Here is a 20,217-nt window from a genome sequence, read left to right as displayed (position 1 = left end):
TTAATGTGTAACTCACATGCCCTTCGACAAGCTCAGGGCGAACGGACTTATTCAGAGGTTCCCTAACTGGGGCTCCTCGGCACCTCGTTACTCGTCCTGCAATGCCTGTCCTGGAAACAGTTCTTCAGTGAAGCCGAATTTGCCGAGATCGCGGATGCGCATCGGATAGAGAATCCCATCCAGATGATCGCACTCGTGCTGCATGACGCGCGCATGGAATCCGCTCGCCGTTCTTTCAACCGGCGCCCCCTGTTCATCATACCCCTTGTAGCGGATGTCCCGGAAGCGCGGCACGAGCCCGCGCAGGCCGGGCAGGCTCAGGCAGCCTTCCCATGCTTCCTCGATGGCTTCATCCAGCACCATGATGGACGGGTTGATGAGCACGGTTTCCGGCACCGCCTCCGCCTCGGGGTAGCGCGAACTCTTCTCTACGCCGAAGATCACCACGCGCAGGTTCACGCCGATCTGCGGCGCGGCCAGCCCCACACCGTTCTGTGCCTGCATGGTGTCGCGCATGTCCTGCAGCAGGGCGCGCATCTCTTCGCCGAAGTTCTGGACCGGCTCGGCGCGCCTCAAGAGACGCGCGTCGCCCATGCGCAGCACCGGCCTAATCGCCATTGCATGTCACCACGCATTCGAGGATGCTGCGCACCCGCTCCATCGCCGCGCCGGCGGTGGCGTTGACCTGCTCCATGTTGACGCCACGCAGGTTGTCGCCGCGCCCCGCAGCATAATTCACGGCCACGGCGATGATGGCGTAATTCAGTTCCAGCTCCATCGCCAGCGCGGTCTCCGGCATGCCGGTCATGCCGACCATGTCCGCGCCGTCGCGCTCGTAGCGGTTGATCTCCGCGATGCTGTCGAGGCGCGGCCCCTGCGTCGCGGCATACACGCCGCCGTCCACGCAGGGTTGCTGCACCATGGCCGCGCCGCGCAGGATGCGGCCGCGCAATTCCGGGCAATAGGGCAGGGTGAAATTCGCGTTGGCGTAGTTCTGGTCGCGCGTATCGTAGAAGGTGGCATCGCGCCCGTGGGTGTAGTCGATGATCTGGTCCGGCACGGCGATGGTGCCCGGCGCAAGGTCGGCGCGGATGCCGCCCACCGTCGCAACCGAGATGACGTTGGTTACGCCCTGCTCGCGCAGCGCCCACAAATTGGCGCGATAGTTCACGAGGTGCGGCGGGATGGTGTGGCCATAGCCGTGGCGCGCGAGGAAGATCACCTCGTGCTCGTTCAGTATGCCGAACAGGAACGCGCCGGAAGGCTCGCCGTAGGGCGTGCGCATAACCTGACGGTGGGTGATTTTCAGGCTCGCGAGTTCGGTGAGGCCGCGACCGCCAATGATTGCCAACATTAGAAAACCTCCAAAAATCTACTGCGCGATTTGATAGCGGCGTTGCACGGTGCTCGCTCGTCGCCTACCCACTCGGTATGTCTCTGTCGCTGCGCGCCGCGCGCCTTGCTCTCGAACCGCTCGCTACGATTTTTTGAGGTTTTCATTCTCTTACTCCTTCACTGCATAAATGGCGGGCAGGTTGCGCCATGCCCCTTCGATATCCATGCCGTAGCCGAACACGAAACTGTCCGGCACCTCTATCCCCACAAAATCGGCATGGATCGGCTTGTCCCTGCCATGCCGCTTGTCGGCGAGCACCGCGCTGTAGAACTTGCCCACGCCCAGCTCCATCACGCGCCGGCGCAGCGCATCCAGAGTATGGCCTTCATCGAGAATGTCGTCCAGCACCAGCACCGTGCGGCCGCGCACCCTCTCGCACGGCTCGACTTTCCAGCATATTTTTCCGCCCTGCGTCGCATCGCCGTAGCGCGACGCATGCACGTAATCGAAATCCAGCGGAAAATCGAGCAGCGGCAGCAGCTGCCCGGTAAACACCACCGCACCGCCCATCACCGACAGCACCAGCGGATGCGTCTCCGCCAGCGCGGCATTGATCTGCCGCGCAACCCGGTGCAGCGCCGCCTGCACCTGCTCAGCCGGATACAGCAATTCGGCCTGTTGCAGGATGTCGCGGGCGCGCTGAGCCGGGATGGTCATTTCAAACTGTCCAGATAAGCTGCAAATTCGTCGCGCACTTCCGGATGCCTCAATCCCAATGCCACGGTCGCCTGCAGATAGCCGAGCTTCGAGCCGCAGTCGTAGCGGATACCCTTGAAGCGGTAGGCAAGCATCTTCTCTTCGCGCATCAGCGCGGCGATGCCGTCGGTGAGCTGGATCTCCCCGCCCGCCCCGGCCTGCACTTGTTGCAGGTGATGGAAGATGCGCGGCGTGAGGATGTAGCGCCCCACTACGGCCAGCGTCGAAGGGGCGTCTTCCGGTTTGGGTTTTTCGACGATGGAGTGCACCTCTTCGATGTCCGGCCCCAGCGGAGTGGCCGCGACGATGCCGTAGCTTCGGGTCTGCTCGCGCGGCACGTCCTGCACCCCGAGGATGGAACACTGATGCTGCCCGAACACCTCCACCATCTGGCTGACGATGGGCGTGTCGCCGTCGATCAGGTCGTCCGCGAGAATCACCGCAAACGGCTCGTCCTGCACCACCGGTTGCGCGCACAGCACCGCGTGCCCCAAACCCAACGCCTCGGCCTGGCGGATATAAATGCAGTTGATGTGTGCGGGTATCACCTCGCGCACCAGGCGCAGCAGCTCCTCCTTGCCGCGCATCTCCAGCTCTGCCTCCAGCTCGTAGGCCTTGTCGAAATGGTCCTCGATCGCGCGCTTGTTGCGCCCGGTGATGAACACCATGTCGGTGATGCCCGCCGCCACCGCCTCCTCCACCGCATACTGGATCAGCGGCTTGTCCACGATAGGCATCATCTCCTTGGGGCTGGCCTTGGTGGCCGGCAGGAAACGGCTGCCCATGCCGGCGACGGGGAACACCGCCTTGGTAATTTTTTTCATGTGCTCTCCAATAACGCCAAAAACTGCGGCTCATCCAGCACCGCCACCCCCAGCTCGCGCGCCTTGTCCAGCTTGCCGCCCGCCTCAGCACCCGCCACCACGTAATCGGTCTTCTTCGACACCGAGCCCGCCACCTTCGCGCCGAGCGCCTCGAGTTTTTCCTTGGCCTCGTCGCGCGCCATGCTGCCCAGCGTGCCGGTCAGTACGAAGGTCTTGCCGCTGAAGGGCAACTCCGCCATCTTGCGCCGCTCATGCTCCGGCCAGTGCAAACCGCTGGCGCGCAACTGCGCGATGACTTCACGGTTGTGCGCCTCCGCCAGAAAATCCACGATACTCTGCGCGACCACCGGCCCGACATCACGTACCTGCTGCAGGCCATCCGCATCGACGGCGAGCAGATTATCCAACGAGCCGAAGTGCTGCGCCAGGTCTTTTGCCGTCGCCTCACCGACATTGAGAATGCCGAGCGCGTAGATGAAGCGCGCCAGCGTGGTGCGCTTGCTCTGCTCGATAGCATCGAGCAGGTTGAGTGCAGACTTCTCGCCCATGCGCTCCAGGTTGGCGACGGCGTTCATGCCCAGCTTGTAGATATCGGCAGGCGTGTTCACGATCCCCCTGTCCACCAACTGATCGACCAGCTTGTAGCCAAGCCCTTCGATGTCCATCGCGCCGCGCCCCGCGAAATGCAGCAACGCCCGCTTGCGCTGCGCCGGGCAGAACAGGCCGCCCGTGCAGTGCCAGTCGGCTTCACCCTCCTCACGCGCGATGCGGCTGCCGCATACCGGGCATTTGCCGTGCAGGCGCTTGAACAAATCAAATGGTTCACCGGCATTTGCCGGGCGCTGGTCGATGACCACGCCCACCACCTCCGGGATCACATCGCCCGCACGGCGCACGATCACCGTATCGCCGATGCGCACGTCCTTGCGCCGCGTCTCATCCTCGTTGTGCAGCGTCGCATTGGAAACCGTCGTGCCGCCGACGAACACCGGCTCCAGCTTGGCGACCGGCGTGAGCTTGCCGGTGCGCCCGACCTGGATGTCGATGTCGCGCACTACGGTCATCTGTTCCTCGGCAGGATACTTGTGCGCGCAGGCCCAGCGCGGCTCGCGCGAGACGAAGCCGAGTTCGGCCTGCAGCGCGAGGCGGTTGACCTTGTACACCACGCCGTCGATATCGAACGGCAGGTTGTCGCGCTTGGCCGCGACGCGTTGATGAAAGTCCACCAAGCCCTTTGCACCATACACCACCGCGCGTTCATCGCTGACCGGCACGCCCATCCTCGCGAGCGCATCGAGCACCGCGCCATGCGTCGCAGGCAGCGCCCAGCCTTGTGCCTCGCCGAGGCCGTAGGCGAAGAATGACAGCGGACGCTTCGCGGCGAGCGCCGGGTCGAGCTGGCGGATGCTGCCCGCCGCGCCGTTGCGCGGATTCACCAGCGTAGTCAGCCCCTGCGCGCGCTGCTTCTCGTTGTAGCGCTCGAAATCGCGGCGACTCATGTACACCTCGCCGCGCACTTCCAGCACCTCGGCCTCGCAACCCTTGAGATGCAGAGGGATACAGTGGATGGTGCGCACGTTCTGCGTGACGTCCTCGCCGGTCTCGCCGTCGCCGCGCGTCGCGGCCTGCACCAGCACGCCGCGCTCGTAGCGCAGATTGATCGCGAGGCCGTCGAATTTCAGTTCGCAGGAATATTCGACCGGCGCATCGTTCTCACCCAGCCCGAGTTCCTTGCGCACCCGTGCATCGAAAGCGATTGCGCCCGCATCGCTGATGTCGGTCTCGGTGCGAATTGAGAGCATCGGCACGGCGTGCTTCACCGGCGCGAACGCATCGAGCGGCTTGCCGCCGACGCGGCGCGTCGGCGAATCGGGAGTAAGAAGTCCGGGGTACTGTGCTTCGAAGGTTTGCAGTTCGCGGAACAGCCGGTCGTATTCCGCATCGGGAATAATCGGCGCATCGAGCACGTAGTAGGCGTGATTGTGCCGCTCGACCTCGGCGCGCAATTGGGCGATGCGTGCAGCGACATCCATCAGGTGAAAAGCCGGCGCGCCTGCCCGCTGCCCGGCGCGATGCCGTTCTCGACCATCTTCGCCTCGACCGCGGCGATCTGCGCGCGGATGCGCGCCAGCCCGTTGTCGCTCAGCACCACGCGGTGATCGTCCACCAGGTTGGCCTGCAACTCCCTCGCGAGTTCGTGTGCGACGCGCACCATTTCGTCGAATTGCACGGTCGGATTCCTCACGCGCGGTACGTCGAGCAGCAGCGTCAGCCCCGGCGTGGCGAAGGTCTCCAGCATGTGGTGCTGGAACTGTTTGCTGTCCTGGCTGGTCAGGCTGAACGCGCTATGCCCCTGCGCGTCCAGCAGATGGAAGGCGCCGTCCGCTTCCAGCGTCATGCCGTGCAGCGCGGCGGCCTGCGCGATCCTCGCGCCGGGCAGCATACGCTCGCCGGGCGGCACGAGGTTGATCCCGACCATCTGGTCCACGTCGGCGCAGAACACATCCAGTTCGACCGCACGGTGGTGCGTCTCGTCGACATCCGGAACGGCCGTATCGGCCTTGATCTGCTTGGCGACGCCGAGCACCAGGTCGCGAAAATCCGCGAGCTTCGCCGCACTGATCGCGCCGCCGCGATCCGCCAGCTGCAGCGCGATGCGAAAGCGCGAATACAGGGTCTGGCTCTCGGCGATAGCGCGTTCCCATCGGCTGGTCAGGGTCAGCCCGCACACCTGCACCGGCTTGCCGAAATCGAACTTGCGCTGCCACAGCCCGTGCAGCACAGTGGCCGGGCCGGGCTCGGCCAGGTGCAATTCGATGATGAAATCGCTGCGCACCTCCAGCAGGGCGCATGAGCCGTCCAGCAGCGTGGCGGCAGGTATCTCTGCGGCAGGAGCGGCCTCTTCGGCCACATCGACCGGCGCCTCTCCGGCCAATGGTTCCAGAATATGCTCCACAGGTCTGGCGGCGCTTTCCTGATACAGTGCGTCCGCATGGCTCGCCTTGAATGCCGCGCCGAACTTGCGCCGGTACTTGCGCTGCTGCCACCAGCCGAAGACATACACCGCGACGATCACGCCGGCGCCGATAGCCAGCAGGGCTGCCTGTAATTCACTCATGCTCTATCCACCAGAAAGTCATGCGGGGAATTATCTCAAGCGGGGCGGCATCACGCCAGCGGCAGTTCCGCGTTGCCTATGCCGATGGCTGCGACCTCGTCGAGCGCCTTGAGGAAGGCATGCTGCTCGTGCAGCTGCGCCAGCGATTCGGGATGCGCGCGGCCGCGCATCTGCGCGAGGCGCGCACGGCTGACGGCGGACATCTCCCAGCGCAGCCCCTGCAGCAGCTCGTCCGCCGATTCCGGCTTGTTGCATACCAGCACCATGTCGCAACCCGCGTTCAGCGCGGCCTCGGCGCGCTGCACGATGCCGCCCGCGACCGTCGCGCCCTCCATGGAGAGGTCGTCACTGAAGATGACACCCTCGAAACCGAGCAGGCCGCGCAGCACATGCTTGAGCCAGATCGGCGAAAACCCCGCCGGACGGCTGTCCACCCTGGGATAGATGACATGCGCGGGCATCACCGCGCTCAGGCCGTAATCCACCATGCGCCGGAACGGCACCAAGTCGCACATCTCGATATCGACGAACTCGCGCTCGTCCACCGGAATCTCCAGATGCGAGTCGGCCTGCACGTAACCGTGGCCGGGGAAATGCTTGCCGACCGTGTGCATGCCGCCGTGCTTGAGGCCAAGCAGCAGGCTGTGCGCCAGCTCGGCAATCGCCTGCGGGTCGCTGTGGAAGGCGCGATCGCCGATCACGCTGCTCTGCCCGTAATCCACGTCCAGCACCGGCGTGAAGCTGAAGTCCACGCCGCACGCGCGCAACTCCGCCGCGAGCACATAGCCCGCCTGCTGCGCGAGGTGCCGCGCGCGCTGCGGATGCGCATCCCAGATTTTGCCAAGCTCGCGCATCGCGGGAATCTTCGTGAAACCCTCGCGGAAGCGCTGCACCCGCCCGCCCTCGTGATCGACCGCAATCAGCAGCGGCGGCGTGCGCAGCGCGTGGATCGCCGCGGTCAGCTCGGCCAACTGCCCCGGCGACTCGTAGTTGCGCGCAAACAGGATCACCCCGCCGACCAGCGGATGCCTGAGCCGCGCCTCGTCCTCCGCCGCCAGCGCCTTGCCCGCCACATCCAGCATCACCGGCCCTAAGCCCATATCTGCTCCCACTCGGTCAATTCAAAATGTGGCGGATTATACGGGGGATTCACTAGAAAGCAGCGCCACTTACCATAACTCCAGAGAAAAGTGTATATGCCGCTCGGCATATTGTTTATTGCTAGATATGGTAGGACACTGCAATCGTAGTCAGGAGGGAAAAGGATGATCCCTATTTATTCACATTCATTCCAATTGGAGAGGAAATTTGCATGCGTATTATTCTTTTGCCCGTTTTTATTATTGGCCTGACAGGCTGTGCATCTGTAACCCAAGGTACCTCGCAGACCTTATCTTTTAAGCTTGAGCCCAAAGAAGCAAAATGCATTTTGAGCCGGACGGGTGATGGTGAGTTAGGCTCCGTAAGTTCGAGTTCAAATACCATCTTGGTTCACAAAGACAAGGACGACATAATAGTCCAGTGCTCGGCCCCAGGTTACCCACAAAAAACGACTAGGATAGTTAGCGGCGCAACAACAGCCGGCGTTACAGGAGTGATGCTTGATTTTGGCATTACTGACATGATAACTGGCGCTATGTACGCCTACCCTGCAGATATTACTATCGTAATGGAAAAAGAATCGCCTGCAATTTCCAGCAACGAATCTCGACAAGATTCATCTTCCAAGACTGCGGCAGCAACCATTCAAACAAAAGAAGAAAAACTTAAGGAAGCTAAAAAACTCCATGATTCTGGCCTAATCAGCAATGAAGTGTATTTAGCTCAGCAAAAAGAAATTTTAGGCCATCCTTAACTGCGTAAGGCTCGCGGCGCAACCCTATAAGGCGTAGTTGCAGGTCGGGTCAGGCCGCAGGCCGTAACCCGACCGGCTACACGCTCTCCAGCACCACAAACGTCACCACCATCCCCCTCTCGTCGCTGATCGAAACATGGTGCCTGTTGACACCCAACTGGGCCAGATAAGCGCGCAAGGTCTCGTCGAACTGCAACACCGGCTTACCGAGGCCGTCGTGCGTGACGCCGATACGATGAAAGCTCACGGGAGGGCGCATGCCGCTGCCAGCCGCCTTGGCAAACGCCTCCTTGGCGGCGAAGCGCTTGGCGAGGAATCTCGCGGGAGCGGCCTGCCCGCGCAGCTCCGCCAGTTCGCTCTCGCTCAAAATGCGCCCTGCGAAGCGCTCGCCGTAGCGCGCCCAGATCGCCTCGATGCGGGAAATTTCGACGATGTCGGTGCCGATGCCAAATATCATGCTTGAGCGAGCAGCGCCTTCATCTTGCGCACCGCCGCATCCAGCCCGATAAACAGCGCTTCGGAGACGATCGCGTGGCCGATGTTGAGCTCGGCGATATGGGGGATCGCGACGATAGGCTGCACGTTGTGGTAGTGCAGGCCGTGCCCGGCGTTCACCTGCAGGCCCTGTGCATGGGCGTGCGCTACCGCGGCGCGGATGCGCTCCAGCTCATGTTCGCGCTCCGGCACGCTGTCAGCCTCGGCGTACTGGCCGGTGTGCAGCTCGACCACCGGCGCACCGATGCGCCGCGCGGCGTCGATCTGCTTTCCGTCGGGATCGATGAACAGCGACACGCGGATGCCAGCCGCGGCGCAGCGCTCGCAGGCCGCCTTAACCGCGTCGAAGTAGCGCACCACGTCCAGCCCGCCTTCGGTGGTCAGTTCCTCGCGGCGCTCCGGGACCAGACACAGATCGTGCGGCTTGATGCGCAGCGCATTCGCGATCATCTCTTCGGTGACCGCGCACTCGAGGTTCATGCGCGTTTGCAGCATGCTGCGCAGAATTTCCACGTCTGCATCCTGGATATGGCGGCGATCTTCGCGCAGGTGCAGCGTGATCGCGTCGGCGCCGGCTTCCTCGCAGATCAGCGCGGCACGTACCACGTTGGGATAGCGCGACCCGCGCGCCTGGCGCAGGGTGGCGACATGGTCGATGTTCAGTCCAAGTTTCATAGTTTCTGTAGGTCCTTGATGAGTTCGCGCGTATGCAATGCCTTGCCGCCGAGATAGTGGTTCAGCAGCATGCGCATCAGTTGCTTGCTCTGCTGTACCGTAACCGCATCGACGTAATCGTCGACCGCGATATCGAGCAGCGTCTTGCCCGCGATCGGCAGGCCCGCCTCGGACTCGCCTTCGTCCGGCACCGGGCCGCGCTCAACAATATAACGATAGCAGACTTCCGGGACTATCGGTTCGCCGGTGCGCGCTTCATGGGTCAGTTGCAACGCATAGCCGAGTTCCTGCAGCAGGTGCTTCTCGAAACAGCGCAGCGTCGCGGCATGGTCGCTTTCGTGCGCGAGACGGTACAGCGTCGCGCGATAGTAGTCGAACAGTTGCTCGTGTGGGTCGTCGCGCGCCAGCAGGTTGAGCAGCAGCTCGTTGAGATAGAAGCCGCACATCAGTGCCGTGCCCTGCAGGTAGGGCTGGCCGCCCTGCCATTCCGCGCCGTGCAGGGTGCGCACCTCGCCCTTGCCGAACCATGAGAGCAGCAGCGGCTGGAAGTTCATCAGCACGCCACGCAGGCTGGACTTGGGCCGCCGCGCGCCGCGTGCCATGATGGGTAAACGCCCGTGGCTGCGGCTGAACACGTCGAGAATCAGGCTGGTCTCGCGAAACGGGTAGCTGTGCAGCACGAAGGCCGGCTCATCCTGCTGCCTGTTCCGGCTGGCTGCGGTCATTCGTAGCCCAGTGAGCGCAGCACGCGCGTGTCGTCTGCCCAGCCGCTGCGCAGCTTGACGAACACCTCGAGGTACACCTTGCCGTCGAACAGCTTTTCCATGTCGAGGCGCGCCTGCGTGGCGATCTCCTTGAGCTTCTCGCCCTTCTTGCCGATCAGCATCGCCTTGTGCGCCTCCTTGTCCACAAGAATTGCGGCATGGATGCGGCGCAGCTTGCCTTCGAGCTTGAATTGCTCGATCACCACGCTGGTCGAGTACGGGAGCTCCTCGCCGGTGAAGCGGAACACTTTTTCGCGCAGCAGCTCCGCCGCGAGAAAGCGCTCGCTGCGGTCGGTGACGTCGTCCGCGTCGTAGATCAGTTCGCCCGGCGGCAGGTGGCGGCGCAAGGCCTCGCGCAGTTCGTCCAGCTTCGCTCCCTGCTTCGCGCTGACCGGCACGATGTCGGCGAACTTGAAATCCTGCGCGACGCGCTCGGCGAACGAGAACAATTGTCCCTTGTCCTCCACCTCGTCGATCTTGTTGATGACCAGCACGACGGGGCGGTTGTCCGGCAGCAGCTTGAGCACCTCGCGGTCGCGCTCGTCGTAGCGCAGCGCTTCCAGCACGAACACTACCACCTGCACGTCGCGCAGGCTGCTGGTGACAACGCGGTTCATGCCGCGGTTCAGCGCGTTCAGGTGCTTGGTCTGGAACCCCGGCGTGTCGACGAACACGAATTGCGCATGCTCGTCGGTGAGGATGCCGTGGATGCGGTGGCGCGTGGTCTGTGCCTTGCGCGAGGTGATGCTGATCTTCTGCCCGATCAGGTGATTGAGCAGCGTGGACTTGCCCACATTGGGCCGGCCGACGATGGCGATGAAGCCGCTGCGGAATGGTTCGGGCGTGCTATCCGTAGCGTGGGTGCCCGCAGAGTCTTGTTCGGTCATGTTGTCTTGGTTATCTGTTGGTAGGCGGCCTGCGCCGCCTGTTGTTCGGCGCTGCGGCGGCTGCCACCTGCGCCGCGCGTGGCGATTTTCAGCGAAGGGATGGCACACTCCACCTCGAAGGATTGCTCGTGCGCCTGGCCGCCGGTGGCAAGGATGGTGTAGGTTGGCAAAGCAATGCGTTTTCCTTGCAGGTATTCCTGCAGCAGGGTCTTGGCGTCCTTGCCCAGCGTCTGCACATCGACTTTCGCGAGATAAGGCACATACAGGCCCAGCACGGCTTTTTCGGCGGCGGTATAACCGCCGTCAAGCAACACCGCGCCGAACAGCGCCTCCATCGCATCCGCCAGGATGGAAGGGCGGCGAAAGCCGCCGCTCTTGCGCTCACCTTCGCCCAGCCGCAATTGGCTGCCCAGACCGAGTTGCTGCGCAAGTACCGCCAGCGTGTCTTCCCTGACCAAGTTGGAGCGCAGCCGCGACAGCTCGCCCTCGCTCAGCTGCGGGTAGTTGTCATACAGGTATTTTGCAATGACGCAGCCCAGCACGCTGTCGCCCAGGAATTCCAGGCGTTCGTTATGCTCCGGTGCGTAGCTGCGGTGGGTCAAGGCGTGCTGCAGCAACTGGGGCTGTGCAAAGACATGCCCCAGTTGCCTGCATAGCGCGCTGCTTTGTTTATTTGGCACCAGTCGGGCTGAATTCCAAGTACAGGCTGACGTTGGCGACCAGCGGTATCTTGACGGCATAGCTGGCGCTCAACACCATACGGCTGCCGCTGCTGTTGATTTCGATGTCTTCCGGCGTGATAACTGTGATGTTGTCGATCGAGGCGCGCTTTGCAAAGGACATGCGGATGTCGCGCGGGCTGGCCTTCTGCATTTCCGGGTCATTGGCGATCACGGTAAACAGGTTGCTGATTTTTGCCTCCTCCATATAGGCCGGGATGAGCTTCAACCCCCCGATGCTGGCCAGCACCAGGATGAATGCCCCGAAAATAAACCCGGAAAAGGTCAACCCACGTTGTCTTGCCGGCATTGCCTTGTTCATGTCGCTCTCCCCCTTTGACTTGTTGCTCTTTGGCTCAGTTGATTGACAGGCCGATCCGCTTCAGATCGGAAAAATTCATCCAGATAAAAAACGCCTTGCCGACGATCTGATTGTCCGGCACGAACCCCCAGTAGCGACTATCGCGGCTGTTGTCGCGATTATCGCCGAGCATGAAGTAATGCCCATCCGGCACCTTGCAGCGCACCATCTCGTTGTCGTAGCGGCAATTCTCGCGCCCCTTGAACTCGGCTACCGATCCCAGATGCAGCGTCGGCAGCTCGGGGTTCACCAGCACAGCATGCTGGCGCCCGCCCAGCATTTCGAGGCGCTTTTCAGTATGCACAAAATTAAGGCCGGTCTCAACGTAATTGTAATCGCCGTCCGGCCGCTGTGTTTGCTCGACGCCGTTGATCCAGAGCCGCTTGCTGCGATACTCGACCGTATCACCGGGGAGCGCCACCACGCGCTTGATGTAATCCAGCGAGGGGTTTTCCGGATAGTGGAACACCATCACGTCGCCGCGCTGCGGATCGTTGACCTGCACCAGTTTTTTGTTGACGATGGGCAGGCGGATGCCGTAGGTGAATTTGTTCACCAGAATGAAGTCACCCACCTGCAGGGTCGGTATCATCGAGCCGGAAGGTATCTTGAACGGCTCGACGAGGAAGGAGCGGATGAAAAATACGATCAGGATCACCGGAAAGAAGCTCTTGGCGTATTCAATCCACCAGGGTTCGGCGGCTTCGCTGCCGCGCTTTGCCGCCAGCACAAAGCGATCCAGCAGCCAGACCCCGCCGGTGACCAGCAGCAATATAAACAGAACCAGTGCGAAATCCATTATTCTTCCTATTCATCCACACGCAGAATCGCCAGGAACGCCTCCTGCGGAATTTCCACGCTACCCACCTGTTTCATGCGCTTCTTGCCAGCCTTCTGTTTTTCCAGCAGCTTCTTCTTGCGCGAAATGTCACCACCGTAGCATTTGGCCAGCACGTTCTTGCGCAGCGCCTTGACGTTTTCGCGCGCGATGATGTTCGATCCGATGGTCGCCTGGATCGCCACATCATACATCTGGCGCGGGATCAGTTCGCGCATCTTGGCCGCCACCTCGCGTCCGCGGTACTGGCTGTTGGCGCGGTGTACGATCACTGCTAGCGCATCCACCTTGTCGCCGTTGATCAGCATGTCCACCTTGACCACGTCCGCCGCGCGGTATTCCTTGAACTCGTAATCCATCGACGCATAACCGCGCGACACCGATTTCAGCTTATCGAAGAAGTCGAGCACGATCTCCGCCATCGGCATTTCATACACCAGCATCACCTGCTTGCCGTGATAGCTCATGTTGATCTGCACGCCGCGTTTCTGGGTGCACAGCGTAATCACCGAACCGACGTATTCCTGCGGCATATACAGGTTGACCGTGACAATCGGCTCACGGATTTCCTCGATTTTAGACGGGTCGGGCATCTTGGACGGGTTGTCCACCATCAGCACCGTGCCGTCGCGCAACACCACTTCGTAGATCACCGTCGGTGCCGTGGTGATCAGGTCCATGTCGAATTCGCGCTCCAGCCGCTCCTGCACGATTTCCATATGCAGCAGGCCGAGGAAACCGCAGCGGAAGCCGAAGCCCAGCGCCTGCGATACCTCCGGCTCGTAGCGCAACGCGGCATCGTTCAGCTTGAGCTTTTCCAGTGAGTCGCGTAGCGCTTCGTACTGGTTCGATTCCACCGGGAACAATCCGGCAAACACCTGCGGCTGGATTTCCTTGAAGCCCGGCAGCGGCTGCTGTGCAGGCCTGGCCTGATGGGTGATGGTATCGCCGACCTTGGCCGCTTTCAGCTCCTTGATGCCGGCAATCACGAAGCCCACCTGCCCGGCCGTGAGCGTTTCGCGGTTCTGCGACTTGGGCGTAAACACGCCGATGTGCTCGGTCAGTTGCTGCGCACCAGTGGCCATCAGCAGGATTTTTTCCTTGGGCCTGAGCGTGCCGTTCACCACCCGCACCAGCATCACCACGCCGACGTAGTTGTCGAACCATGAGTCGATGATCAGCGCCTGCAGAGGCGCATCCGGATCGCCTTGCGGCGCAGGCACCCTGGCAATCAACGCTTCCAGCACGTCCCGCACGCCTTCGCCGGTCTTGGCCGAGCAACGCACCGCATCGTGTGCATCGATACCGATCACTTCCTCGATTTCCTCGATGGCGTTGTCCGGGTTGGCGGACGGCAGGTCGATCTTGTTCAGCACCGGCACCACTTCCACGCCCAGATCCAGCGCGGTGTAGCAGTTTGCCACGGTCTGCGCCTCCACACCCTGCGAGGCGTCCACCACCAGCAGCGCGCCTTCGCAGGCGGACAGCGAGCGCGATACTTCGTAGGAAAAATCCACATGCCCCGGCGTGTCGATCAGATTGAGGTTGTACACCTGCCCGTCGTGCGCCCGGTATTGCAGCGCGGCGGTCTGCGCCTTGATGGTGATGCCGCGCTCGCGCTCCAGATCCATGGAGTCGAGCACCTGCGCCTCCATTTCGCGGTCGGACAGCCCGCCGCACAGTTGAATGATGCGGTCTGCCAGCGTGGACTTGCCGTGGTCGATATGGGCGATGATGGAGAAATTGCGGATTAACTGCATGAGTGCCTAAATAAAACGCCTGAACCGACTGATTCGCAAAGCGCGAATTCTAGCCGATTCGGGCGGAGTACGCAGGGTTGTGTTATTTCTCGTCCAGGCGGATCGCCACATACGAGGCGGCATCGTCGCGCCGCACCAGCAAGGCGACATTTTTCCCCTTGGGAACCTGCTTGAGTATCTCGTTGAACTGGCCCAGCGAGCGGATCGGGATGTTGCCGATGGCCAGCAGCACGTCGCCGTGCTGCAGCCCGGCGGCACGCGCGGCCGAGCCCTTGACCTCTTCCACCAGCAGCCCGCCGTTGATCTGCAACTCATCCAGTTGCTCCTTGCTCAGTTCGCTGACCGCAATGCCCAGGCGCGAGATCGCCTCGGCTACATCGTCGGCGAGCTTCTTCGCGGCGCGCGCCAGCTTGCCGTCTTCCGGCATTTCCGCGACCTCCACGGTGACCTGTTTGGACGCGCCCTTGCGCCACAGCTCGACCGTCACCTTGCTGCCGGGTTTGGTGGCGGCCACCATGCGCGGCAAATCACTGGAGCTGTTCACTGGCTTGCCGTCGAACTTGAGGATCACGTCGCTGGCTTCGATGCCCGCCTTGTCCGCCGGACCGTTTTTTTCCACGCTACTGATCAGCGCACCGGCCGGCTTGCTCAGGCCGAACGACTCGGCCAGTTCGCGCGTCAGTTCCTGGATCGATACCCCGATGCGCCCGCGCGTCACCTTGCCGCTGGTGCGTAATTGTTCGGTCACCTGCGTCGCCACGTCGATCGGAATGGCGAAGGACAAGCCCATCGAGCCGCCGGAACGGGTATATATCTGAGAATTGATGCCAACCACTTCGCCGTTCATGTTGAACAGCGGCCCGCCGGAATTGCCGGGGTTGATCGCCACATCGGTCTGGATGAACGGCACGAAATTATCCTGCGGCAGGGAGCGCCCTTTGGCGCTGACAATGCCCGCCGTCACGCTGCTGTCAAAGCCGAACGGCGAGCCGATGGCAACCACCCATTCGCCCACTCTCAGTTTATTCGGATCGCCGACGGTAATTTTCGGCAGCCCGGTCGCTTCAATCTTCAGCAGGGCCACATCGGTGCGTTTGTCCGCGCCGATGACCTTGGCGCGGAACTCGCGCTTGTCGGTGAGGCGTACGGTGATCTTTTCGGCGCTGTCCACCACGTGCGCGTTGGTCATGATGTAGCCATCTGCGCTGATGATGAAACCCGAACCCAGCGATTGCGACTCCTGCTCACGCGGCATCTGCGGGGCAAAGCGGCGGAAAAATTCATGGAAAGGATCGCCTTCGGGAATATTGTGGAATCCCTGGGCGTTGCGGATGATTTGCGTGGTGCTGATGTTGACCACCGCCGGCCCCTGCTTTTCCACCAGATCGGTGAAATCCGGCAATTCCTTGGCGTATGCCGATGCCCCCAAGGCAATCCCCGCAGCCAGCGCAATAAAACCAAGCAATTTTTTTAGCATAAATTTTCCTTATATTAAAAAAATCAGAAACTGCCGATCGCCCCTCTTCGCACCTCGGGCTATTTACCGTTGTAACGCACCGAGTCGAGCACCTGCATCACCGTGCGTGGCGGAACTTCGCCGACCACGGTAATTAAATTCTTATCCAGCACTTTGTGATGCAGATTCACCGCACCGCGGCTGGTCAAACCATTCCTGTCGTCTTCGTCTTCATCATTAGGCTCGATGAAGATGGAAATCGCGCTTAATCCGTCGGAAAACACCATCTGCGTCACGGGGGCATGCTTGCCGCGCATAGGCCGCTGGATCTCCTTCGTTTTCCTGAAGCCGGCCGGTAGCGCATCCACCACCCAGCCGCTATTGATGGCGGTGCCCCCCTTGGCGGTTTCCGGCGCTACGCCCACGCCGCGCCCTGCAGAGTCCTGTGCGCCGATCCAGGAGCGGTCGATGTTTCCGCCGATTTGCAATTGGGTAAAGGTATATTGCTCGATCACCTTGTTTTTATCGCCCAAGACGGCCGCCTTCAGGAGCAGGCCGGAATCGGTGTGCGCCCAGATTTTGTGCGCGTAACGCAGGTTATCCATGGGCTGGAACAGGATGACATGGGTGTTGTGCCCGGCCACCCGTTCCACTCCGGCCTCCCGGGCCTGATAGTTCGCACTCAGCGATGACAACTGCTCGGGCAGCAGGGACGGAAACCTGCTACGCCCCTGCTGGCTGTCCACCTGCACCATCTTGTGGCTGATGTAACACCAGACCTGCCCGTGGTGGCGGATGATTTCGCGCCTGGGCCCATCCAGGCTCTCCAGCTTTTCATATTCGCTGTCCGGTTCGACGACATGGGTGATGCGCGAAGTCTCGACGCGGTTGTCATACTGGTAAACAAACACCCCGCTGTAGTCGGTCTGGTGGGCTGCGAAAGCGACGGTCTTCAGCCAGTCGAGGCTGACCTCCCGCTCTCCCGCATGGGTATTGGCGGCGACCAGCAGCAGTCCGCAAAGCGCAATGCATATCCTCATCGCTGTCCCGGCCCCGGTGTTATTTTTCATCGCTGCTGTAGGAAACGGTGCGGATATAGGAGGCGCCGCCATTCATGTCGATGCTTGGGGAAAACTCCTGGTGCGCCATCAAATAGTCATTGGACTTGGGCTGAATCTGCGCACTGACCGGGCGCAAGGCAGGCTGCTGCATCGCCATCTGCGGCGCGGATTCCGGGCTGATCTGCAACGACATCCAGACCACCGCTCCGACTGCCGCCAGCGAGGCCGCCGCCGACAGCGCAACCGCACGCATTTTCTGTTTTACCGCCCGGCTACGCGGCGCCAGAACGGTGGGTTCATCCTGCATGCGCTCGCGCACCTTCGCACCCAGGTCGCAATGGATATGCTCCGGCTGGCGCAGCACATCACCGATCAGATGATAAACCGCCCAATCCCTGTGCGCATCAGAATCCTGTTTGATCCGGTCGAACAAATCTTCCGCCTCGTCCTCGAACAACTCGCCGTCCATCAATGCAGAAATTTCCTGTTTCATGTCTACCACCTCTTACCCTTGCTGGTTTCCAACAGCGGGCGCAGATTCTCTGCCACCGCCTCGCGCGCCCTGAAGATTCTCGACCGCACCGTGCCGATCGGGCAATTCATCACACTGGCGATTTCCTCATAACTCAGACCCTCGATCTCGCGCAGCGTCAGCGCGCTGCGCAAATCCTCCGGCAATTGCTGCAACGAAGTCTGCACGACATCGACAACCTGTTTGCTCATGAGTTCATTTTCCGGCGTACTGACCTCATGCAGCAGGCCGCCTTCCTCGAACGACTCGGCCTCTTCCGCATCGAACGGCGTGCTGGTCGGCGCACGCCGCTTGTTCGCCAGCAGATGATTTTTTGCCGTATTGATGCCGATGCGGTACAGCCAGGTATAAAAAGCGCTCTCGCCGCGGAACCCCGGCAGGGCGCGGTACGCCTTGATAAAGGCATCCTGCGTGACATCCTCGGCTTCTGCCGGGTCCCGCACGAAGCGGGAAATGAGCCGCCCGAGCTTGCGCTGGTACTTGGATACCAGCAAATCAAAGGCATGCTTGTCACCGCGCTGGACGCGCTCCACCAACTGCTGATCGATTTCCCGGTCTGCCATCCCTGACTTTTCCAAGTTGTTATCGTGACTGTCGCGCCTTTTGCGGAGGCAAGTATAACCGCTTCGCCCCGCGCGCGTTAGCCCGCTTTATTATGCGCAAAATCCGACCCGATAACAGGGAATAAGTTCCCATTCATTGCGGCCGAGGGGACGGAACCGTTCCTTGCCCTCGGTCTGCTATAGTTCTATCCGGGTAAATAAATCGGGATTCCAATTGCTGCGATTTGACACACTGATTATCGGCAGCGGCCTGGCGGGGCTGGCGCTGGCCATCAAGCTGGCCGATCACCGGAAAGTCGGGCTGATTACCAAGAAATCCCTGCTGGACGGCGCGAGCGGCCAGGCGCAGGGCGGCATTGCCGCCGTGCTGTCCGCCGACGATACGCTGGATGCGCATATCCAGGACACCCTCACCGCCGGCGCCGGCCTGTGCGATGAAGATGTCACGCGCTATGTCGTCGAGCACGGCAAGGCCGCCATCGACTGGCTGATTGATCAGGGCGTGCCGTTCACCAGGGACAGCTCCAGCGGCACGGGCTACCACCTCACCCGAGAAGGCGGGCACAGCCGCCGGCGCATCATCCATGCGGCGGATGCAACCGGCCATGCGGTGCAGGAAACGCTTGCCGCGCGTGTGCTGAAGCACCCGAACATCACGGTGCTGGAAAACCACCTGTCGGTCGACCTGATCACCGGCCGGAAACTCGGCCTGCCGGACAATCGCTGCTATGGCGCATACGCCCTGAACAGCCTGAGCGACGAGGTCGTCACCATCGCCGCCCGGGACACCATCCTGGCGACCGGCGGCACCGGCAAGGTCTACCTCTACACCACCAACCCCGACACGGCGACCGGCGACGGCATCGCGATGGCCTGGCGCGCCGGTTGCCGCGTGGCCAACATGGAGTTCATCCAGTTCCATCCGACCTGTTTGTACCACCCGCACGCGAAATCCTTCCTGATCAGCGAGGCGGTGCGCGGCGAAGGCGGCATCCTGAAGCTGCCCGACGGCACGCGTTTCATGCCTTGGCATGATGAGCGCGCCGAACTCGCCCCGCGCGACGTGGTGGCGCGTGCGATCGACTTCGAGATGAAGAAGCGCGGACTGGATTGCGTCTATCTGGATATCTCGCACCAGTCGGTCGAATTCCTGCAGGAACATTTCCCGACCATCTACGCGCGCTGCCTCAGCCTGGGCATCAACATCAGCAAGGAACCGATCCCGGTGGTTCCCGCGGCGCACTACACCTGCGGCGGGGTCGTCACCGACCTGAACGCACGTACCGATATGGAGAACCTGTATGCGGTGGGAGAAACCGCCTGCACCGGGCTGCACGGGGCCAACCGGCTGGCCAGCAATTCCCTGCTGGAATGCCTGGTGTTCGCGGATGCCGCGGTCCGCGATATCCTGGGCAAACCGCACGAGGCGCCGCCGCCCCTGCCCGCATGGGACGAAAGCCGCGTGACGGATGCGGACGAGCAGATCGTCATCTCGCACAACTGGGCGGAATTGCGCCACTTCATGTGGGACTATGTAGGTATCGTGCGCACCAACAAGCGATTGCAGCGCGCGCAGCACCGCATCCAGTTGCTGCAGGACGAAATCCATGAGTACTACACCAACTTTCACGTCAGCTCGGACCTGCTGGAGCTGCGCAACCTGGTGATGAACGCCGAACTGATCGTGCAAAGCGCCCTGCTGCGCCACGAAAGCCGCGGCCTGCATTTCAGCAAGGACTATCCGGGCATGCTGGCGGAGCCGCGCCCCACCATCCTCACGCCCGAAAATCTTTAAAACAACTTCCGGGAAAATCTCAGGCGCACGCGCAAGTCGCGGAATTCATCCTTGCCCAGCATATCCGAGAAGATGGTCCGGGAAACCCGAAAATAACGGCCCTCCGGCCTGATGCGCAATACGGCGAAATAGGGAGTGACGGCGGTCCCGCCTGTGATCTTGCCGGAGAGGGTGGAGCCGCCCCGGGTGGTTACCGACACGCTGTCCTGATCGAGCGAAATTTTGCGCCACGAACCCGGAAGCAGCAACAGCGCATCGCGCACCAGATAGTAGAACAGGCTCAGCAGGATAGTCACGAGCAGCGCCAGCCTGACTATCGGCGGCACCGCAGTCAGGCACACCACGGTGGCGACCAGCATATGGGATAACAGCAGCAACACGGCAAGGCGCAGCGAAGTCTGGAGCGCCATCTTTGGGCCGTA

General features: G+C 61.7%; 22 protein-coding genes. 2 read left to right on the top strand and 20 right to left on the bottom strand.

Annotation, left to right across the window (positions count from 1 at the left end; all coding sequences use genetic code 11):
* Positions 1 to 87 precede the first annotated feature (87 nt).
* The 7 genes from def to nagZ all read right to left on the bottom strand — a co-directional run bounded on the left by def (position 88) and on the right by nagZ (position 7,134).
* Positions 88 to 618: a peptide deformylase gene (def, locus tag ACRRNM_RS12250; RefSeq protein WP_435628476.1), complete on the bottom strand. Its 531-nt coding sequence runs from the start codon at positions 616 to 618 to the stop codon at positions 88 to 90.
* Positions 608 to 1,354 carry an S-methyl-5'-thioinosine phosphorylase gene (locus ACRRNM_RS12245; protein WP_435628475.1) on the bottom strand — a complete coding sequence of 249 codons (747 nt, stop codon included), beginning with the start codon at positions 1,352 to 1,354 and terminating at the stop codon, positions 608 to 610. The genes def and ACRRNM_RS12245 overlap by 11 nt, the downstream gene beginning before the upstream one ends.
* Before the next feature lie 150 nt (positions 1,355 to 1,504).
* A complete protein-coding gene (locus ACRRNM_RS12240) occupies positions 1,505 to 2,053 on the bottom strand; it encodes a hypoxanthine-guanine phosphoribosyltransferase (RefSeq protein ID WP_435628474.1) in 549 nt (182 codons plus the stop codon).
* Complete coding sequence (gene galU / locus ACRRNM_RS12235) at positions 2,050 to 2,916, bottom strand: UTP--glucose-1-phosphate uridylyltransferase GalU (protein ID WP_435628473.1); 867 nt, start codon at positions 2,914 to 2,916, stop codon at positions 2,050 to 2,052. The genes ACRRNM_RS12240 and galU overlap by 4 nt, the downstream gene beginning before the upstream one ends.
* Positions 2,913 to 4,949: an NAD-dependent DNA ligase LigA gene (gene ligA, locus ACRRNM_RS12230; protein WP_435628472.1), complete on the bottom strand. Its 2,037-nt coding sequence runs from the start codon at positions 4,947 to 4,949 to the stop codon at positions 2,913 to 2,915. The genes galU and ligA overlap by 4 nt, the downstream gene beginning before the upstream one ends.
* The gene (locus ACRRNM_RS12225; RefSeq protein WP_435628471.1) at positions 4,949 to 6,034 is read right to left on the bottom strand and encodes a cell division protein ZipA C-terminal FtsZ-binding domain-containing protein; all 1,086 of its coding nucleotides are present in this window, start codon (positions 6,032 to 6,034) and stop codon (positions 4,949 to 4,951) included. The genes ligA and ACRRNM_RS12225 overlap by 1 nt, the downstream gene beginning before the upstream one ends.
* Positions 6,035 to 6,084: 50 nt before the next feature.
* Positions 6,085 to 7,134, bottom strand: coding sequence for a beta-N-acetylhexosaminidase (gene nagZ, locus ACRRNM_RS12220; RefSeq protein ID WP_435628470.1), 1,050 nt, complete (start codon positions 7,132 to 7,134; stop codon positions 6,085 to 6,087).
* Between the two features lie 212 nt (positions 7,135 to 7,346).
* Between nagZ and ACRRNM_RS12215 the strand changes: the two genes are divergently transcribed.
* Positions 7,347 to 7,889, top strand: a complete 543-nt coding sequence (locus tag ACRRNM_RS12215; RefSeq protein ID WP_435628469.1) for a hypothetical protein — start codon at positions 7,347 to 7,349, stop codon at positions 7,887 to 7,889.
* A gap of 76 nt (positions 7,890 to 7,965) precedes the next feature.
* Here the strand turns inward: ACRRNM_RS12215 and acpS are convergent, their stop codons facing one another.
* From acpS to rpoE, 12 genes are all read right to left on the bottom strand, one after another.
* A complete protein-coding gene (acpS, locus tag ACRRNM_RS12210; protein ID WP_435628468.1) occupies positions 7,966 to 8,346 on the bottom strand; it encodes a holo-ACP synthase in 381 nt (126 codons plus the stop codon).
* A complete protein-coding gene (pdxJ, locus tag ACRRNM_RS12205; protein ID WP_435628467.1) occupies positions 8,343 to 9,059 on the bottom strand; it encodes a pyridoxine 5'-phosphate synthase in 717 nt (238 codons plus the stop codon). Before pdxJ ends, acpS begins: the two co-directional genes overlap by 4 nt.
* Positions 9,056 to 9,784: a DNA repair protein RecO gene (gene recO / locus ACRRNM_RS12200; RefSeq protein WP_435628466.1), complete on the bottom strand. Its 729-nt coding sequence runs from the start codon at positions 9,782 to 9,784 to the stop codon at positions 9,056 to 9,058. The genes pdxJ and recO overlap by 4 nt, the downstream gene beginning before the upstream one ends.
* The gene (gene era, locus ACRRNM_RS12195) at positions 9,781 to 10,710 is read right to left on the bottom strand and encodes a GTPase Era (RefSeq protein WP_435628465.1); all 930 of its coding nucleotides are present in this window, start codon (positions 10,708 to 10,710) and stop codon (positions 9,781 to 9,783) included. The genes recO and era overlap by 4 nt, the downstream gene beginning before the upstream one ends.
* Positions 10,707 to 11,390, bottom strand: a complete 684-nt coding sequence (rnc, locus tag ACRRNM_RS12190) for a ribonuclease III (RefSeq protein WP_435628464.1) — start codon at positions 11,388 to 11,390, stop codon at positions 10,707 to 10,709. The genes era and rnc overlap by 4 nt, the downstream gene beginning before the upstream one ends.
* Entirely contained in the window at positions 11,380 to 11,751 is a 372-nt protein-coding gene (locus ACRRNM_RS12185) for a DUF4845 domain-containing protein (RefSeq protein WP_435628463.1), read from the bottom strand. Before ACRRNM_RS12185 ends, rnc begins: the two co-directional genes overlap by 11 nt.
* Before the next feature lie 34 nt (positions 11,752 to 11,785).
* Complete coding sequence (gene lepB, locus ACRRNM_RS12180) at positions 11,786 to 12,589, bottom strand: signal peptidase I (RefSeq protein ID WP_435628462.1); 804 nt, start codon at positions 12,587 to 12,589, stop codon at positions 11,786 to 11,788.
* A gap of 8 nt (positions 12,590 to 12,597) precedes the next feature.
* Positions 12,598 to 14,388 (bottom strand): translation elongation factor 4, encoded by a 1,791-nt coding sequence (gene lepA, locus ACRRNM_RS12175; protein WP_435628461.1) that lies wholly within the window; start codon positions 14,386 to 14,388, stop codon positions 12,598 to 12,600.
* 82 nt (positions 14,389 to 14,470) lie between these two features.
* Positions 14,471 to 15,865, bottom strand: coding sequence for a DegQ family serine endoprotease (locus ACRRNM_RS12170; RefSeq protein ID WP_435628460.1), 1,395 nt, complete (start codon positions 15,863 to 15,865; stop codon positions 14,471 to 14,473).
* A 59-nt stretch (positions 15,866 to 15,924) separates the two neighbouring features.
* Positions 15,925 to 16,914 carry a MucB/RseB C-terminal domain-containing protein gene (locus tag ACRRNM_RS12165; protein WP_435628459.1) on the bottom strand — a complete coding sequence of 330 codons (990 nt, stop codon included), beginning with the start codon at positions 16,912 to 16,914 and terminating at the stop codon, positions 15,925 to 15,927.
* Entirely contained in the window at positions 16,904 to 17,398 is a 495-nt protein-coding gene (locus ACRRNM_RS12160; RefSeq protein WP_435628458.1) for a sigma-E factor negative regulatory protein, read from the bottom strand. The genes ACRRNM_RS12165 and ACRRNM_RS12160 overlap by 11 nt, the downstream gene beginning before the upstream one ends.
* A 2-nt stretch (positions 17,399 to 17,400) precedes the next feature.
* Positions 17,401 to 18,000, bottom strand: coding sequence for an RNA polymerase sigma factor RpoE (gene rpoE / locus ACRRNM_RS12155; protein ID WP_435628457.1), 600 nt, complete (start codon positions 17,998 to 18,000; stop codon positions 17,401 to 17,403).
* A gap of 214 nt (positions 18,001 to 18,214) precedes the next feature.
* Between rpoE and nadB the strand changes: the two genes are divergently transcribed.
* Positions 18,215 to 19,795 carry an L-aspartate oxidase gene (gene nadB, locus ACRRNM_RS12150; protein ID WP_435628456.1) on the top strand — a complete coding sequence of 527 codons (1,581 nt, stop codon included), beginning with the start codon at positions 18,215 to 18,217 and terminating at the stop codon, positions 19,793 to 19,795.
* Here the strand turns inward: nadB and ACRRNM_RS12145 are convergent.
* Positions 19,792 to 20,205 (bottom strand): protein YgfX, encoded by a 414-nt coding sequence (locus ACRRNM_RS12145; RefSeq protein WP_435628455.1) that lies wholly within the window; start codon positions 20,203 to 20,205, stop codon positions 19,792 to 19,794. The two genes, nadB and ACRRNM_RS12145, sit on opposite strands and share 4 nt — an antisense overlap.
* Positions 20,206 to 20,217: the final 12 nt, after the last annotated feature.

The organism is Ferrigenium straubiae, assembly GCF_051257895.1.
GTDB lineage: Bacteria > Pseudomonadota > Gammaproteobacteria > Burkholderiales > Gallionellaceae > Gallionella > Gallionella straubiae.
This window is presented reverse-complemented; position numbering and strand designations above follow the sequence as displayed.